This window comes from Clostridium phoceensis (genome assembly GCF_001244495.1).
GTDB lineage: Bacteria > Bacillota > Clostridia > Oscillospirales > Oscillospiraceae > Lawsonibacter > Lawsonibacter asaccharolyticus.
In genome coordinates, this window is record NZ_LN866274.1 from 228,805 (window position 1) to 246,439 (window position 17,635).

The 17,635-nt window shown below is 61.1% G+C and carries 13 protein-coding genes; 1 reads left to right on the forward strand and 12 read right to left on the reverse strand.

Translation table 11 applies throughout. The features are described from left to right. Positions 1 to 116: 116 nt before the first annotated feature. The 12 genes from BN1969_RS01940 to galE all read right to left on the reverse strand — a co-directional run bounded on the left by BN1969_RS01940 (position 117) and on the right by galE (position 13,519). Complete coding sequence (locus BN1969_RS01940) at positions 117 to 830, reverse strand: DUF6305 family protein (protein ID WP_050622742.1); 714 nt, start codon at positions 828 to 830, stop codon at positions 117 to 119. An 80-nt stretch (positions 831 to 910) separates the two neighbouring features. Next, complete coding sequence (locus tag BN1969_RS01945; protein WP_050622743.1) at positions 911 to 2,062, reverse strand: M14 family metallopeptidase; 1,152 nt, start codon at positions 2,060 to 2,062, stop codon at positions 911 to 913. Between the two features lie 13 nt (positions 2,063 to 2,075). Further along, positions 2,076 to 2,231, reverse strand: coding sequence for a hypothetical protein (locus BN1969_RS17760; RefSeq protein WP_154669717.1), 156 nt, complete (start codon positions 2,229 to 2,231; stop codon positions 2,076 to 2,078). A 13-nt stretch (positions 2,232 to 2,244) separates the two neighbouring features. Continuing rightward, positions 2,245 to 3,549 (reverse strand): TRAP transporter large permease subunit, encoded by a 1,305-nt coding sequence (locus BN1969_RS01950; RefSeq protein WP_050622744.1) that lies wholly within the window; start codon positions 3,547 to 3,549, stop codon positions 2,245 to 2,247. Positions 3,550 to 3,715: 166 nt separating this feature from the next. After that, positions 3,716 to 5,542 (reverse strand): gamma-glutamyltransferase, encoded by a 1,827-nt coding sequence (ggt, locus tag BN1969_RS01955; protein WP_050622745.1) that lies wholly within the window; start codon positions 5,540 to 5,542, stop codon positions 3,716 to 3,718. Between the two features lie 128 nt (positions 5,543 to 5,670). Next, positions 5,671 to 7,497 carry a gamma-glutamyltransferase gene (gene ggt, locus BN1969_RS01960; RefSeq protein ID WP_050622746.1) on the reverse strand — a complete coding sequence of 609 codons (1,827 nt, stop codon included), beginning with the start codon at positions 7,495 to 7,497 and terminating at the stop codon, positions 5,671 to 5,673. Between the two features lie 402 nt (positions 7,498 to 7,899). Beyond that, positions 7,900 to 8,571, reverse strand: a complete 672-nt coding sequence (locus tag BN1969_RS01965) for a response regulator (protein WP_050622747.1) — start codon at positions 8,569 to 8,571, stop codon at positions 7,900 to 7,902. Next, positions 8,531 to 9,673: a poly-gamma-glutamate system protein gene (gene pgsW / locus BN1969_RS01970; protein WP_050622748.1), complete on the reverse strand. Its 1,143-nt coding sequence runs from the start codon at positions 9,671 to 9,673 to the stop codon at positions 8,531 to 8,533. The genes BN1969_RS01965 and pgsW overlap by 41 nt, the downstream gene beginning before the upstream one ends. After that, a complete protein-coding gene (gene pgsC, locus BN1969_RS01975; protein ID WP_050622749.1) occupies positions 9,670 to 10,104 on the reverse strand; it encodes a poly-gamma-glutamate biosynthesis protein PgsC in 435 nt (144 codons plus the stop codon). Before pgsC ends, pgsW begins: the two co-directional genes overlap by 4 nt. After that, positions 10,094 to 11,224, reverse strand: coding sequence for a poly-gamma-glutamate synthase PgsB (pgsB, locus tag BN1969_RS01980; RefSeq protein ID WP_050622750.1), 1,131 nt, complete (start codon positions 11,222 to 11,224; stop codon positions 10,094 to 10,096). The genes pgsC and pgsB overlap by 11 nt, the downstream gene beginning before the upstream one ends. Positions 11,225 to 11,558: 334 nt before the next feature. Beyond that, entirely contained in the window at positions 11,559 to 12,485 is a 927-nt protein-coding gene (locus tag BN1969_RS01985) for a sugar phosphate nucleotidyltransferase (protein ID WP_050622751.1), read from the reverse strand. Positions 12,486 to 12,499: 14 nt separating this feature from the next. Next, on the reverse strand, positions 12,500 to 13,519 hold the full coding sequence (gene galE / locus BN1969_RS01990) for a UDP-glucose 4-epimerase GalE (RefSeq protein WP_050625364.1): 1,020 nt from the start codon (positions 13,517 to 13,519) through the stop codon (positions 12,500 to 12,502). 404 nt (positions 13,520 to 13,923) lie between these two features. On the opposite strand from galE, the gene BN1969_RS01995 reads away from it, so the two are divergent. Beyond that, positions 13,924 to 17,550, forward strand: a complete 3,627-nt coding sequence (locus tag BN1969_RS01995; RefSeq protein WP_050622752.1) for an S-layer homology domain-containing protein — start codon at positions 13,924 to 13,926, stop codon at positions 17,548 to 17,550. The last annotated feature ends 85 nt before the right edge of the window (positions 17,551 to 17,635 follow it).

A 17,635-nucleotide genomic window follows, 5' to 3' on the forward strand; every position in this document is an offset into this window, starting at 1 on the left:
TGTTCCGGAGTATTCGCGGGAGTCGGGCAGACGGCCGCCTCTGCCGGCGGAGCGTCCGCTTTTGGGAAGAGGCCCCACCCGTTTTGACAGGCGGGGCCTCCTTGAGTGCAATGGGTTCAGGCGCCGAAGATCTCCTGGAGCGGAGTCACAGCGTCAGCGATGGTGTACAGCATGGTGATGGGGATGCCGGCGTCGGTGGCGGCGTCAGAGAACTTGCCGTCATCGTTGCCCTCTTCCACTACCATGATGTAGTCGGCACAGCCCAGGGCCAGGTCGCTGAACTGGTCAGACAGAGTGCCCCGGCGGGCGGCGCCACCCATGTGGGCCACAATCACGGTGATGTCGTTGTCCTTGGCGGTCTGGGCGATGGCCTCAGCGCGGGCGATCTCGTCCTCCTGGGAGATGCCGGCCGCGCCCAGCCCCTTGGAGGAGGCGCCGCTGGCGATGATGATGGTCTTGTATCCGGCGGCGTCCTCTGCGGAGGCGGTGGCATCGAAGGTGTACTCAGCTCCCACCTTCTTCATCAGGGCGTCCAGCATGGATACGTCGGCGCTCTGACCGAAGGAGGTGATCAGGACGGGAGCGGAGACCTGGTCCTTGGTGAAGGTGCCGTTCTCCGTCACCACCCGGTTGCTCTCGCTGGTGCGGAAGGTGTAGCCGCTCTCAGCACCGGTGGAGGCGCCGCCGCTCCCGGCGGGGGCGCTGGTGCTGGTGGACGGGGTGCTGGTCCCCGGGGTGGTGGTGCTGGTCCCGCCACCGCCGCAGGCGGTCAGCAGAAGGCTGCAGCTGAGGGCCGCGGCCAGGAGCATACATACGTTGCGCTTTTTCATTTTAAGTTCCTCCTAAGATCATTTCAGTTCTATGCTTGATCCCGGTCCTCCGGGACTTGGCACCTTACCAGTCGAGTCCCTCAGGCCAGGGACTTCAGGGTGGCCTCCAGGCCGTTGGCGATCATTTCGTTGGCATCGGGCAGGCCGGAGATCTTCAGGGGCTTGTCGGGGTACATCTGGTCGAAGGTGTTGATGATCTCCGCACTCATGCTCATGTGGTAGGCGGTCCGCTTCTCGATGGGCCAGCCGTTCTCGTCAAAGTCGTAGGAATTGGGGAACAGCCCCGCCCGATGCATGGCCAGATAGTTGCCCGAGATGCCGTCCTTCACCAGCTCCTCCGTCACCTTGTCGTGGTAGCTGCCCATGGCGGGGTTGCAGGTCTCGAACAGGGTGCACAGGGCGTCGGTATTGTCGCCCAGGCCCCGGTGGGACAGGCCGTAAGAGGTCTGGCCGGAGATCTCCATCTTCAGGGGCAGGTTGTTGATGACGCAGTTCATCACAGCGGAGGAGCCCAGAGGCATGGCATTCTCATGGACCACCAGGGTGTTGACCAGCTTCACCGACTCGCCGCCGGCCTCGTGGCCGTCAAAGATAAAGTCGATCTGTTCAGTCTGGATGAAGTTATAGATGGCGTAGCACACCATCTCGGTGAGGTAGCCCTCCTCCAGCCCGGGGTGGTTGCGGTTCAGGTTGCGGATCTCCGCGATCTCGTCGTGGCGCAGTTCCCGCTTGGAGGTATTCAGCCGGTAGTTGGGGTCGGGCCACTGGTGCACCGGGTTGGAGATGCGGGTGCCGATGCGGAACTCCCGGGTGGAGCCGTCGGACAGCTGGAAGGTCATCTTGTTGGCCTGGGCCAGCAGGGGCTGGGTGTGGCTGTATCCACTGTTGTTGGCCCGCACCATCACATAGAGGGTGCCCTCTTCACACTTCACGTTCTCCAAATAGGTCACGGCGTTGAGCATGGAACCCACCTCATTGGTGTGGGTGCCGCCGTAGATCAGCGCCTTGCCTCCGGGGATCCCGCTGTCAAAGACATAGATATCCACGTCGCCCGGCGTGTCCTTCAAGTCAGGATTGTAGTCGCTCAGCCGGATCACACTGGTGATGTTGGGATTTTCGGTGTACAGCACGTCGTCCTTCTGCTGCTGGAGATAGATCTGCCCTGTCAGCACGCAGACCAGGGCCACCACGAGCAGAACGGCAATGTTTGGGATCAGACTCTTGTTTTTCATTTCCGTTCCCCCTTCATTTGATCAGCAGCGCGCGGAGGATCAAGGGGAAACAGATGATCCCCAGACTCATCACATGGGCCAGCGATCTCTCCCGCACGATGTCCCAGATCACCACCAGGGCCAGGACAGCGACGATGATCCGATAGATGATGAACAATGCAGCAATCATTCTTCGTCCCCCCTTAAATCATCAGGAACTTCAGCGATGAACCTGCCACCAGGAACACCACGATGGCGGCGGTCAGCACCAGCGTGAAGATGATGTTGCGCTTGACCACCTCAGTTCCGGTGACCCCAGTCACCCCCAGGGTCTCGCCCACCGTCTCCGCCAGGCTGCCCCGCAGGGCCAGGAACATGCTCATGGCGATGGCGGCGCCCACCGCCATCATGGGCAACTCATAGCTTCCATAGTTGGAGTTGCTGACCAGATAAGTGGCCAGCGCCCCCACCACATAGGCGAAGGGGGTTCCCAGCAGCAGACCGCCCGCCAGCACCAGCAGTCCCAGTACCAGGGCGATCACTGCGCCGTTGATGCCGGCGATCTCCATCTGGGCGGAGAGGGTGCCGTTGACGCCCACCAGGTTGAAGGTCTCGACCACAGAGGCATAGGCCAGAATCAGGGCCAGCTCCACCGCCACGGTGCGGATGCCGTCCGCCGCCGCGATCAGGGGGTTGGCTCCCTTGCACTTGAAGATCAGGGCCAGCACGAAGCCGATGAGGTAAATCACCGGATAACCCCCGTAATAGGGGATCAGGAAGTACAGGAAGTTGTAGCAGAGCACCAGCACCGCCACCACGGCCAGGGGGATCAGGCAGACCGCGCTGCCCGTCTTTTCCACGTTCCCGTCCGCTTCCCACTCCCCCAGCACCCGGCGCCCGGCCAGGGCGCAGTAGACGATCAGGGCGGGGAGGGCCAGGATCAGGATGGGGAGAAAATATCCCTCAAAAGCGCCGGGATAGAGCCCCTGCCGGGCAATGGTGGGGGCCATGGCGGGTACGCACAGGGGAGGCAGCAGCATGCCCATCAGAGCGCCCACTGTCACCACCTCCACCACTTTGCTCTTCTCCATCCCCTTGTCCAGCAGGTAGCGGCCAGCCATCAGGCCGGTGGTGGCCACGCTGGCCAGGGCCGTGCCGGTGATCATTCCGGGCAGGCCGATGAACAGGATCAGGATGAACATCTGGGCGGCCGGGCTGCGCTTCTTCCCCACCACCTTGGCGAACAGGAACTGGAAGGTCCCGTTGACATACAGCAGATAGGAGAAGGCTGCGCCGCACAGCACCCACATCAGGGTGTCCACAAAGACGAAGGGACCCTCGGTGACCTCTCTGAGCCGGAAGCCCAGCCCGGCCACCAGCGCGGTGATCAGGCCCGCCACGAAGATAAGGGGCGCGATCAGGCCGCTTTTCCCTTTGAACAGAACGCTGACCACCGCTACGACAGCCAGCATGACAGCCAGCAGCAGATACGCTTCAGTCAAATTCACTCATTACCACTCCTTGTAACACGCATTCCGGCCGGGTATCTGGGGTCCCCGGACCGGATCAGCCAATCGGAGATCGGGGCCCGTGCCCTCCCCGGAGAGCCGGGGAGGGCCGTCCGTTCCCGTTCAGCCGGCAGGAAGCCGGACCGGGCCCGCGGAATGCCGGGTCTTAATAGGCCAGGGCCTTATAGCCGCGTCTGGGGTCGGCGCCGGCATAGAAGATGCCGTTGTCCCGGTCCAGATAGATGGCTGCGATGCCGCCTACCGCCATGTTGTACTCGCCTACGTCCTTCATCTCGTAGCCGATCCCCTCCATCTGGGCCACCAGGTCCGGATCGAAGCGGGGCTGCTCGATGCTCACCCGGGCGGGGGAGTCCATGCCGGAGCGGTTGATGGCCATGGCGCGGGGCTCATTGATGGCCTGCTGCACATTCATGCCATACAGCAGCACGTTGTTGATAATGGTGGCCACTGCGGGCGGGATGGCCAGGGAGCCGGGGGAGCCCACCGCCATGATGGGGTTCCCGTCCTGGAGCACCAGGCTGGGAGAGATGGTGGAGCGCACCCGCTTGCCGGGCATCACATAGTCGGGGCTGTCGGGGTTCTCATGGTCCAGGTTGCCGATGTGGCTGTTGTAGAAGAAGCCCAGACCGGGGGCCATAAATTTGCAGCCCCAGCCGTTGCCCAGGGTGTTGGTGGTGGAGACGATGTTGCCGTACTGGTCGATGACGGCGATGTGGGTAGTATGCTGGCTCTCCTCCGCGGTGGGCTCCAGCTTGGTGACCGGCAGGTCGCTGAGGGGCACAGACTCCATGGCCTGCATGTTGTCCATGTCGATAAGGGCAGCCCGCTCGGCGGCGAACTCGTCGGAGATCATCTCCTCCACAGGCAGGTCATAGAAGGCGGGGTCGCCGATGTAGGTGTAGGAATCCACCAAGCCGATGCGGCAGGCCTCGTTGAAGATGTACTGGTACTCCAGAGTGCTGGGGTCATACTGAGAGATGTCCTTCTCCTCCATGATGTTCAGCATCTCCAGCAGCCAATCGCCGCCGTTGGAGGGAGGGGGAACGGTGACCACTTCATAGCCGTAGTACTCGGTACGGATGGGCTCCCGCTCCGCCACGGTGTAGGTCGCCAGGTCCTCCATGGCCATCAGGCTGCCATTGGCCTGGAGACCGTCCACCATCTTCTGAGCCAGCTCGCCGGTATAGAACTCCTCGATGCCGCCCTTGGCAATGGCCTCCAGGGTGTCGGCCAGGGGCTCGTTCTTGAACAGATCGCCGGTCGCATAGGGGAGGCCGTCGTTGGTGTAGATGGCCGCAGCCTCCTCATTGGCGGAGATCATATCAAAGGAGTCCATGATGGCATTGGCCAGACGCTCCTCGATGGGGAAGCCCTCCCGGGCCAGCTTGATGGCGGGGGCCATGACCTCTTCCGGGGTCATGGTGCCATACTTCTCCAGGGCGGTGAGCAGACCAGCCACCTGACCGGGGACGGCGGCATTCTTGGCCGTGGCAGAGTCTGTCTCCGGATTGTACCAGCCGGGCTCCACCGCCACGGGGACAGTCTCCATGTACTCCAGGATCTCGTACTCGTGGTTATCCGCCAGATAGATGTTCATCATGCCGCAGCCGCCGATGCCGCTCAGGTTGGGCTCACACACGCCCACTGCGAAAGCGGTGGCCACCGCCGCGTCCACGGCGTTGCCGCCGGCCTGCAGGATCTCCAGGCCAGCCTGAGAGGCGTACACGCTGCCGCTGGATACGCCGCCATGGGTGCCGATGGCACCGTTTCCGAACTCATCGCCCTCCATGGTCTCAGGGATCTCGGGGGTCTCCGGCTCAGAGGCAGCGGGCTCTGAAGAAGCCGCGGGAGGGGTGGAGCTGGCTGCCGGCTGGGTGGTCTGTCCGCAGCCCGCCAGCAGGGACAGCATCATTGCAAGTACAAGAGCCAGTGCGCTGAATTTCGTTGTCAGGGACTGATTATTCCGTTTCATATGCTCTCCTCCTTATTGATGTAACATTTTTTACCTCGCATACATCTCCTCATGGGCCTTCTTTTCCTCCCTTCTCATTCCGTTTCAAATGCCCATCAGACTTTTGGTATCTGTATGCGCTGGCTTTCTCAATAGGCCAGTGACTTGTACTGCCGGCGGTTATCTCCGCCCGCATAGACAAAGCCGTCGTCCGGGTCCACCAGGACCACGCCCACACTGCCCAGGCTGGTGTTCCAGTCCTTTCCGGAGTCCACCTCATAGCCCGCGTCGATCAGGGCCTGGATGGTCTCCTCCGGCAGCCGGGGCTCGGCGTACACCTTCAGCGGGGCGCTGTACGAGGTGAAGATGGCCCGGGGCTCGTTGATGGCCTGCTGCAGGTCCATGTCGAACAGCAGCACTGCATTGAGGATCTGGACGATGGCAGGCGGGATGCACCAGCTGCCGGGGGAGCCGATGGCCATGATAGGCTCGCCGTCCTTGACCACCAGGGTGGGGCACATAGTGCTCATGACCCGCAGGCCGCCCTGGACAAAGTTGGGGTTGTCTTTTTCTGCAATGTCCAGCTTCTGGTTGGACAGGTGGGCGTTCAGGGGGAAGCCGGTACCCGGAGCCACGATACAGGATCCGAAATATCCGCCGATGGTGTGGGTGGTGCTCACCATATTCCCAAACTCGTCAATAACGGAGACGTGGGTGGTGGAACCGCTTTCCGGCGTGGCGGTGGTCAGCTTCTCAAAGGGGAGGCCCTCCCCGGGAACAAGCGTGGGGTTGACCTTGCCGTCCTTGGGCATGTCGTTCTCCACCCGCTCCTTGGCGTACTCCTTGGAGATCAGGGTATCGATGGGCAGCTCATAAAAATCCGGGTCCCCGAAGTAGGTGATGCCATCCGCCATGCTCAGCCGCAGAGCCTCGTTGAAGGTGAACAGATATTCCGGGGTGTTGAAGCCCATAGAGACCAGGTCGTAGTTCTCCAGGATATTGAACATCTCCAGCATGGGAGCGCCGCCGTTGGAGGGCGGGCCCTGGGTCACGATCTCATAGCCGTGATAAGTGGTGCTGATGGGCTCCCGCTCCACGCTGGTGTAGCTGGCCATATCCTCCATGGTGAGCAGGCCGCCCAGGCGCTGGACCTCGTCCACGATGGTCTGGGCGATGCTCCCCTTGTAGAACTCGTCGATGCCGCCCTCCGCGATCTTGCGCAGGGTATCCGCATAGTCGGGGTTGGTGAAGTGGTCCCCCACCGCATAGGGCAGGCCTTCGTTGGTAAATATCTTGGCCGCCTCCTCGCTCTGCACCAGTTTGTCGAAGCTGGCCGAGGCCCGCTCCTCAAAGCTGATGTGGACATCGAAGCCCTCCTCCGCCAGCTGGATGACAGGGGCCAGCACCTCCTCCCGGGTCATGGTGCCATACTTCTCCAGGGCGGTCAGGGCGCCGTGGACCTGTCCAGGGACGGTGACCAGCATGGCCCCCTTCTTCTCATTGATCTCGTCCAGAGTGTCGATGCCCGCCGCCGCAGGAGCGGTCTCCATGGCCTCGATACAGATGTACTCGCCCGTCTCCTTCAGATAGATGGTCATGAAGCTGGCGCCGCCCAGGCTGGTGGCACCCGGCTCGGTGAGGCTGTTGGCAAAAATCATGGCCACCGCGGCGTCCACCGCGTTGCCCCCCGCCTCCAGGATATCCATGCCGATGCGGGAGGTGTACTCATTGGCGCTGACCACCGCTGCCTGATAGCCCACCGCGGCGTTGCCGTAGGTATCTGTGGTCAGCTCGGGCAGGGCGGGCTGTTCCGGCGTCTGCGTGCTCTGGCTGGCCGCCGGGGGCGTGCTGCCGGCCTCCGGAGAACTGCTCTGGCTCCCGCCGGGGCCGCATCCGGTGAGCAGTCCCGTCAGCAGGGATAGGGTCAGGGTCAGGGCCGCCAGCGAGGATCCAATGTGTCTGCGTCTGTTTCCCATTTTGACTCTCCTTTCCAATAGGGCCGTGCGTTCACCTTATGTTTTATTTCCGTCTGTTCCAGCTTATTCCTCCCCCCATTGTGACGGACGGCAGCGACCATCTGCGCCCGCCATAATTCTAACTAAATCTATCATACAGCGCCCCCATTTCATTGTGCAATTTTTTCTCTTATTTATTTCTGAAATTTTAAAAATTTATGAACAGGCCACTCTTATCCTTTTTTGATCCGTCATTTTTTCCCTTTTATTTCTAGTTTTTTCTCATTTTTCTCTTCCTCCCTCTTTTTTAGGCCTCTTCCCTTTTATATTTTTATTTGTCTATTTTGACCACAGCTTTTTCTGTCCCGGACAATGAGAAAGCGCCGGCCAGCCCAATGGCTGACCGGCGCTTTTTGTCCCGCCTTATAGTCCTGTTTCGGGCTTTTCCCCGTCGCCCGCCTCCCGGATCATCCGGTAGCGCTGTTTGGGGCGCCCCACCTTTCCATAGTGCTGGCTCACCTCCACCCGGTTCACCGACACCAGATATTGCAGATATCGGTAGGTGGTCTGATAGGCCAGCCCCGTCCCTTCCGCGATGGCCTCCACAGGCTGGTACTCGCTGACACTGCGCAGATAACCCTCTATCAGGCTCAGTGTGCCCTGCCCAATGCCCTTCACCGGCTCCTCTGTGCTCTGGCGGTTCTCCCGCCGGCTCTCCACCAGACGCACGTGCAGCTTGATACGGGCGATGATGTCCAGGGCCTTCACCGGCTTAAGCACGAAGTCACTCGCCCCCGCATCCAGGAACTGGTCGGCCACCCGCTGGTTGTCCTCGATGGTGAAGACGATCAGCGGCACCTCCGGGTCCTCCCGGCGCAGCATCTCCACCCCTTTGACCCCGTTGATCTTGGGGAGATGGTAGTCCATCAGCACCAGGTCCGGGCGGCAGGTCCGGAACTTTCCCACTCCCTCCTCCACATCCCGGGCAGAGATGGCCTCCCAGCCCTGGGAGTTGAACAGGGCCCTGAGGGCGTACTGGATCTGTTCCTCGTCGTCAATGGTCAGGATGGTCAGCGGACGATTCTGTCTGTCCATGGTATCCTCTCTCCTCCTTCCGCGCGGTCCCCGCGCTCCTCCTCACCCATCGGCACAGAGCCAGCAGCACCGCGGCCCCAGCCAGTCCCAGGAGCAGCACCGCCCCGGGGTATTCAGTCTCAAAGTAGACGGCAGAGGTCCCCCGCTCCGGCCACTGGGCCGGGTCATAGGGCAGTCCGTAGTCCGCCGCCAGCTGCTTGATGTTCAGAAGATTGATCACCGGAAGCCCCTGGCTGAGATAGCGCTGCACCAGCCCGCTGTCCTCTGTCAGCCGGACGATCTTCTCCGGGGAGAGCAGGCCCTGCCCCAGGCTGATGCCGCTCTCCCCCCGCCCCATGGAAGTCACGTTGCCTCCCACTGCCACAAAGCAGTCGATGGGGCCCTCCTGCTGATAGAGCTGCTGGCGCAGCTCCAGATTGCGCCGGTAGTCCGGCTCCTCCAGCAGGAGCAGTCCCGCCTCCGCCAGCCGACCCCGGATCTCCTCTGCGCAGGCCGGGTCCATCCCCCCGCCCACATCGCCTCCCCCGCCCAGGGTGACGGCCGCGCTGTCTGTCTCCAGCAGCCCGTCCTCCACCAGCCGGTGGGCCATCTCCGGGAAGGTGAGGGCGGGATGATTGGCCCCGTAGGTGGATGCCCCCACTGACGAGATATAGATCAGTTCCACGCCCATCACCTGGCAGGCGGCGATCACCGCCAGATCCATGGCGGGGAAGGAGCCGGAAAAGCCGGCCCCCACGGTGTCCCCCGATCGGACGCCCGCCTCGTGGAGCAGGCGGACACACAGCGCACCCATTTCCGGCCAGGCGGTGGTCCGCTTCGCCTCGATGGCCCCCAGGGTGGTGGTGATCCCGGTGTAGCTTTCCCCGATCATGCCGGTCTGATGGTAGTCCAGCTCGCTGAGGGGGATGCCCAGCTCCTCCTTGTAGGTGCGCACCTGCCGGAAGCAGTCCTCCAGCAGATCCGCCGCTGCCAGCTGCACAGCGGCATAGCCCGTTTCCGTTCGGCGGCCCTGTCCCGCCGCCAGCGCCGCAGTCCCCCAGGCCAGCAGTGCGCAGGCCAGCAGGAGGGCCAGCAGCTTCCGTTCCCGCTTCGCTCTGCTCATATCGGAAACACCTGCATCCCCTGCCACATCATGATCAGCGCCAGGATGCCCACCACCGCCGCCAAAGGGACCAGAGACTTCAAAAATCCCTGCCGTTCCAGCTCCTGAGCCATGATGCCCGGTACCAGCACCCCGATCATTCCCGGGTCATAGGCCAGCAGGCCCAAGCTGGTGACCGCCAGATCGATGGCAAAGGAGAGCAGGACCATGACCGCAAAGCGCCGGCGGCCGTACAGGATCATCACATTGCCCAGCAGTTTGGCGATGCCCCAGGCCGCCACAGCCACTGCCAGGGTGTAGACGATCCTCCAAGGCGTCTGAAGGCACAGGGCGAGGTAGCCGGGCACGATCAGGCCCGCGGGCGACAGGCCGGTCAGCTCCACGAACAGCAGGCTGATGGCCACCCCCGCCAGTACGATCTCATAATACACTCTGCTCTCCCTCCTTCCGTACCCGCTCCATCAGTGCCTTACCCGGGCCGGCCAAGTTTCCAGCGGCAAAGATCATAGTGTCCGCCCCCCGGCTGTCCAAGGGCAGTGCCTCCGCTCCAGGAAACAGCCGGACAGGTGTGTCCGGCAGGATGTGCCGCAGGGTGCGGCGCACCGCCCGCTGGGAGGCACCGATCAGCCAGATCTCCTCTGGCTCCAGCCCCCGGGCCACCATCATCATGTGCTCCGTCCGATATCCCCGGTCCGGCCGGTTGTTGATCAGCAGCACCAGCCTCCGGCCCACCATTCCTGGGCGGCCGGCCACCCGGTGGTAGTCCAGCTGGGTGGACTGCGGATCGTTCACCGACATGGCGTTGACAAAAGCCGCCCCAGAGGGCAGGCGGAATAGGGACAGGGCATAGGGGTCCGGCTGATACCTCAGGATCCCTTCCAGCGCCCGATCCCGGTCCACCCCGATCTCCCGGCAGACCGCCAGGGCCAGAGCTACATTTTCAGGAAAATCGAAGTCCGGCAGGCCGCTGTCCGGCTGGGCCAGCTCCACCCGGCAGTTTTTTCTGCGTCCGTTGGTCCGAAGCTGGTCCAGGAACGCTCCGTCTGCCGTGAACAGGGTCCCATTCCAGGGGATTGTGTTGGAGAGGGAGTCGCAGATCTCCTCCAGCGTGGGCCCCATCTCCGCAGTGTGGTCCAGCCGGACATTGGTGATGACTCCGATGTCCGCCCGCACCATCCGGTGCTGTGAGACGGCCTGGAGCGCCGGGTCCACCGCCATACACTCGATCACCAGGATCTGGGCCCCCTCCCGCACCGCCCGGTGGAGGACCCGCACCTGTTCGCTGATGTTGGCCCGCCCCCGGCGGACCAGAGGCCGGGCCGTTCCGTCCACCCCGATAACCATAGGCACGGTGCCGGTGGTCTTGCAGAACACCTTCCACCCTCCCGCCCGCAGGCCCCCGTCGATCATCCGGGTCACAGTGGATTTCCCCCGGATGCCGTTCACATAGACCACGTGGACCAGCTCAGAGCGGTCCCGCCGCACCTGCCGGTCCTCCAGAATCAGCAGCGCCAGGCACACCGCCAGCAGAAGCAGGATCAGCGCTGACACGGCTCCTCCCCCCTTCTCTCTTCCAGGTCCCCCGTTCTCAGGACCTGTCCCGGACAATAATATGCACGCCGTTTTGTCTGATTGCTTATTATAGCAAAGAGCCTTCTATCTTTCAATTGAACGGCCGGCAGGGCCTGCTTTGCTTTCGGCAGCTTTTTGTCCTTTTTGTGTGTACATCTGTTCTTTTTTGATTTTCCGTTATCTGGATGATCTGTCGAATTCTTTTTTACCGCACTGCACAAAAAGTCCGGCCCCCTCTGCTGCTGGGAAGCCGGACTTCTTTTACGCCGGACCGGTGCTCAACAGCCGGATCAGGCGGATATTTTTCTGCGTTTCAGATATCCCACAGCCTTTCCGGGTAGAGCCCGGACTGGGTCATAGCCGCAATGGCGGCCACCACCTGGGGCTTATCCTCCCGATAGGTCACACCATACCACTTGTCGGTGCTGCGCAGCACCTTGACCCGGGCCCGCTTCTCCTCCAGCAGCTGTGTCACCACACTGGGCAGGAAATACTCCCCCTTCTGGGGGTCCTCTGCCAGTACCTGGTCCAGAAACGCGGGGAAGCGCGCCTCCGCCTCCCAAAGAAAGCTGGGGGTGAAGCCCCAGAGGTTCATGGACACCACGGTGTCCCCCGGCAGACGGGTCCAGGTCTCCCCGCCATCCACCGTGGAGCGGGCGTCCGCCCCGTCCTTCTCGATGTGGGTGTGCTCTGTGACACGGAGCAGATAGTGCTCCTCATCCTCCTGGCACACCCCCCGGGCCACATGTCCGTGCTCCGTCACCGTATTGCCCAGCAGATAACCCACCATAGCAAATTCATAGCACCCCGGCTTGTCCGGGTGCTCCTCCAGATAGCGGTATATCTCCCGGAACGCCTCCGGCCCGTAGTAGTCGTCCGAGTTGATAACTGCGAAGGGGCCGTCCACCTCCTTCCGGGCAGCCAGCACCGCGTGGCAGGTCCCCCAAGGCTTCACCCGCCCCTCCGGGACCCCGTACCCGGCGGGCAGGTCCTCCAGCTCCTGATAGGCGTACTTTACTTCAATGACCCGGGAGAGCCGGTCGCCGATGGCGGCCCGAAATTGCTCCGCAAGCTCCCGCTTGATGACGAATACCACCGTCTCAAAGCCGGCGCGCCTGGCGTCGTAGATGGAGTAATCTATGATGAGCTGGCCGTTGGCCCCCACGGGATCAATCTGCTTCAGACCGCCGTATCGGCTCCCCATTCCGGCCGCCATGACCACAAGCACCGGTTTTTCCATACTTCCACCCCCTCTTATCTTCCGTATCCGTCCGGATTCATGGACTGCCACTTCCAGGAGGAGGCGCACATCTCCTCGATGCCGTAGCGCGCCTTCCACCCCATCTCCCGCTCTGCCCGCTCCGGGTCCGCATAGCACTCCGCAATGTCGCCCGGCCTCCGGGGATCCACTACATAGGGCAGGGTCTTTCCGCAGGCTTTCTCATAAGCGCGCAGGACCTCCAGCACGGAGTAACCCTTCCCGGTCCCCAGATTGCAGACGAACAGGCCGCACCTCTCCTCCAGCTTCTTCAGCGCGGAGACATGGCCCCGGGCCAAGTCCACCACATGGATATAGTCCCGCACCCCGGTGCCGTCCGGCGTGGGATAGTCGCCGCCGAACACATGGAGCTTCTCCAGCTTCCCTACTGCCACCTGGGCGATATAGGGGACCAGATTGTTGGGGATGCCGTTGGGGTCCTCCCCGATCAGCCCGCTCTCGTGGGCCCCGATGGGATTGAAATACCGCAGCAGGGCCACGTTCAGGCTGCTGTCCGCCGCACACAGGTCGGTGAGGATCTGCTCGATGAAAAGCTTGGTCGTCCCATAGGGGTTGGTGGTCCCCCCCACCGGGAAGTCCTCCCGGAAGGGCACCCGGCCGGGATTCCCATAGACGGTAGCAGAGGAGGAGAACACAAAATCCTTCACGCCGTGCTTCCGCATCACATTGAGCAGGACCAGGGTGTTGACCAGATTGTTGGTGTAGTACTCCAGGGGCTTCTCTACACTCTCCCCCACCGCTTTCAGGCCCGCGAAATGGATGACTGCCCGGATATCCGGGTGGCTCTGGAACAGCGCTTCCACCTGCTCTGGGTCGCACAGCTCCGCCTCAACGAAGGGGACCTGCCTTCCCACGATCTGCTCCACCCGCCGGATCGCTTCCCGGCTGGAATTCACCAGATTGTCCGCCACCACGATGTCATATCCCGCCTGGATCAGCTCCACACAGGTGTGGCTGCCGATATATCCGGCGCCACCGCTCACCAAAATGGACATAGATTGCTCCTTTTCTGTCATGATCCGCTCTCCCTTGGAAAGCTTCTCTGATCAATGTTACGGCCCCATTATAATCTCTAAACATAAATCACGCAACCGATTCCGTCTCTTTCTCGTCTCTCAAAAATAAAAATGTCTACCAAAAGTCTACCAAAAAAGGGCGGCGGCGGCCTGGAGTTTCAGGGCCTCGCCGCCCCTCCTGTTTTCATGTGTCTACCAAATGTCTACCAGGGAAACTTTTTGGGCGTGATCTCAGGGATTTTTCCCCTGATCTTCCCCTTTTTATAACCAATTTCTCCTGTGTCAGAAGTGTTGTACAGGCATAGTGGGCCGAAATGTTCTGGAAAAGGCCCGGTTTGTCAGAAAACAGCGACTTTTGTCAATATAAAAAGGAGGAATATCCAATGAGAAACCTGAAGCGTGCTCTCAGCCTGGCTCTGGCTTCCGTTATGCTCCTGGGCATGATGGTCGTGGGTTCCAGCGCTAAGGGCCTTGACGACTTCAGCGACAACGCTGAGATCGTCAACAAGGACGCCGTGGCGGTCACCTCTGCCATCGGCCTCTTTGACGGCTACGAGGACGGGTCCTTCGGCCCCGAGAACGTAGTCACCCGCGCCGAGATGGCGGTCATCATCACCACCATGCTCTACGGCGCTGGGTTCAACGTGACTCAGTTCGCTGAAACCAGCGTGTTCACCGACGTCCCCGCCTGGGCGGAGGGCTACGTGAACCTGTGCTCCAGCCTGGGCATCGTGGCCGGCGTGGGCGACGGCAAGTTCGACCCCAACGCCACCGTAACCACCGCGCAGGCCGTGCTGATGCTGTGCCGCGCCCTGGGCTACTTCCAGAACGCCGCTGACTTCGGCGACAACTGGATGCTGGCCGCCACTGCCAAGGGCACCGCTCTGGGCCTGTACGGCGACCTGAAGCTGACCGCCAACGAGGGCCTGACCCGCGACAACGTGGCCGAGCTGGTGTTCAACGCCCTGACCAAGGCCGTGCCTGTCCAGTACAACGAGCTGCTGGGCGTGTACTACAACGAGAACAAGGGCATCGTGTACTCCCTGACCTTCTACTACACCGATACCCTGGGCTACAAGAACTTTGACCTGGTCTACAAGACCGGTGAGGAGACCACTTATGGCTGTCCCGCCACCACCTGGGGCACCGGTTCTTATCGGGTGCAGACCAACACCACCGCCGGCAACGACAACTACGGCCTCAATGAGGACGGCAGCCTGATCCCCGGTCAGGTGAAGATGCTCGCCTCCGACGAGATCATCACCATCGCCGATGAGCCTGATTACGTCTATACCGGTGCCACCGAGGAGAAGACCCTGTACAAGGATCTGGGCCGCGGCATTATCACCTCCTATGCCTGGACTGTCTACGTGGACGGCCATCTGGATACCGTTGACTATGACAAGGATGATGACGGGAATTATGAGAGCGCTGATGGCGATACCTATGTGGCTCGCCCCGGCAACAATTCCAGCGACTACATCTACACCGACAGCGGCATGGTGACCGAGATCTACGTTGACTCCGCCAATGAGACCGTCACTGTGGTCTGCTACTACAACTACATCGGCCAAGTCAGCCGCGTCCGTGACGATGCCGACGGCAAGTATGTCCAGCTGACCAACATCACCTATGACGGCGGCAGCTACGATGACATCAACTCTGCTCTGACCGATGTGGGTGCTGAGCTGGATACTAAATTCTACACCGAGGCCTTTGCGGAGGACGCTTATGTGGTGTTCACCGTGGATTGTGACGACCGTGACGGCAGCGACTACGACGCTCACGTCGCCACCATGGCCGCTCCTGAGACCGCTGACGGCACCGTGAAGGCTGTCAGCCAGGACCCCAAGTATGACACCGGCAACTATATCGAGCTGGACTCCACCAAGTACGTGTACAGCGAGGTCTCTGCCAAGGATCTGGACAACAATGACATGACTGCCGACCCCGCTCTGGAGACTGAGTACCGTCTGTACCTGGATCCCAACGGCTTCGTGGTGGGCTTCGCCGCTCTGGAGGACGTGTCTAAGAACTACGTCTATGTGATCGACGCCAGCGAGTCCACCGGCGACGTAGAGGCCAAGGTCCTGTTCCCCGACGGCACCGTGGCCAAGATCGACGTGGACGGCACCATTGAGAAGTTCAACGGCACCGGCAGTGCTTCCACTGACTTCGAGGTCAAGAACGACATTGAGGCTGACAAGCTGGAGGCGAAGGTCTTTGCCTACGAGAAGAACAGCAAGGATGTCTATACCTTCACCTTCGAGACCGCTACCCAGGTCGAGGTCAACATCGAGACCGACAAGGCCAGCATCTACACCACCAGCGTGGACGATCAGGACACCACTGTCTACACGGTGGACCTGAACACTGTGTTTGCCGACCTGGATGACAAGGTGGCCTACACCGGCTATGAGGAAGTGCCCAACTATGACGGCGCCACCATCATGGTGGTGGACCACAACGGCAACGGCATGGAGGACATCGTCTTCATCGTTGACCAGGGCACCAAGTACGGCGAGGATTCCACTTACTTCTATGTGGCCGGCGCCACCGACTACAAGACTGTTAAGATCGACGGCACCCAGTACACCTACCGCACCGTCTATGTGGACGGCGAGAAGATCGACAAGGGTTCTGAGGAGCCCTTCGTGATCAAGGCCAGCGAGGATACCATCGCGACCACCGGTATCGGCCTGTACAAGGTCGTGAAGGTGGACGATCAGGGCCGCGTGCTGGAGTACACCAAGGTGGACACTGCTGACAACAAGTACCTGCCCATCGAGGAGGTCGGCAAGAACTCCGTTGTCACAAACCAGACCGCCGATGACAACAAGTCCGGAAAGTGGACTTGGAACAGCGACACCATCTGGGTCCACATCTATAACAATGGCAAGAAGGTGGAGTCCGGCGCCAAGAGCGACATCATTTTCGAGAAGACTCCTGTTGCCGGCGATGAGATCACCTATGTCTACATCGCCAAGAACGACAAGCAGCTGGCTGAGCTGATTTATGTCATCGACGGCGAGTTCACCGCTACTGTGTATGATGATGACGCTAAGGCCTCCGAGCGTGTCGGCAACATCAACGCTTTCCTGGCTACCAATGGCTACACCGCCGCTGATTTGACCACTCTGAAGACTGAGATGGAGGGTTACCTGACCAAGGACATCTCCGCCGCTGTGAAGGCCGACGTCGAGGCTGTGATCAAGGCCCTGGCCGATGCCCAGACCGCTCTGACCGCTAATCAGACCGCCGCCAAGGCTGAGCTGAACTCCTACAAGGAGACTGCTCTGAACACCTATGAGGATAAGCTGACCGGAACCGAGGTCCGTGAGATCGAGGCGATCGTGTCTACTGCCAACGCCAAGATCGATGCGGCGGCCAAGAACGCCATTGACGGCATCGTGACTCAGGCGAAGTCTGATATCGATGGGAAGACCACCGGTGCTGCTGGTGCGCTGGCCGACGAGAAGAAGGTCAAGGACGCCAAGGCTGCCCTGGGCGATGTGACTCTGTCCCCCGTTGCCTCTACCTCCGCTCCTGACGCCGATGCGATCAAGGCCAAGCTGCCCGCTGCCGCTGATGGTGTAACCTATGCGGTTTCTGCTCCCAGCTGGGGTTCCATCACCGCCGGTGAGGAGGATACCTTTACCGCCACTGTGACTGTGACCATCACTGCTGGTGAGGCTCAGGACACGAAGGAGATCCAGGCTTCCTATGTGGCTACCGATTACAAGACCGTGAAGGACGCTGTGGACGGAATCGGCAAGGCTGTGAGTGTGGAGGTTTCTTCTTCTGGCATCGATGCTAATGCGGCTGAGACTGCTTTGAAGAGTGCTCTGGAGAGCAAATATACGGGAACTACTATTACCGCTGATATTGCTGGCAATGTGACCGGTAGCGAAGGCGATGTAGTTACCAAGAGCGCTTCCATTACTGTGGCTGTTGGGTCTGTCAATTATACGATCGATGGTGTGGTCGTCACAATTACTCTGACTGCCTGATTTCGCCTGATAAGATCACAAGTTAATTTTGCCGCCCCCCGGTGACCCGGGGGGCGGTCCCCTTTTCTGCCGCTCCGCAGACGCC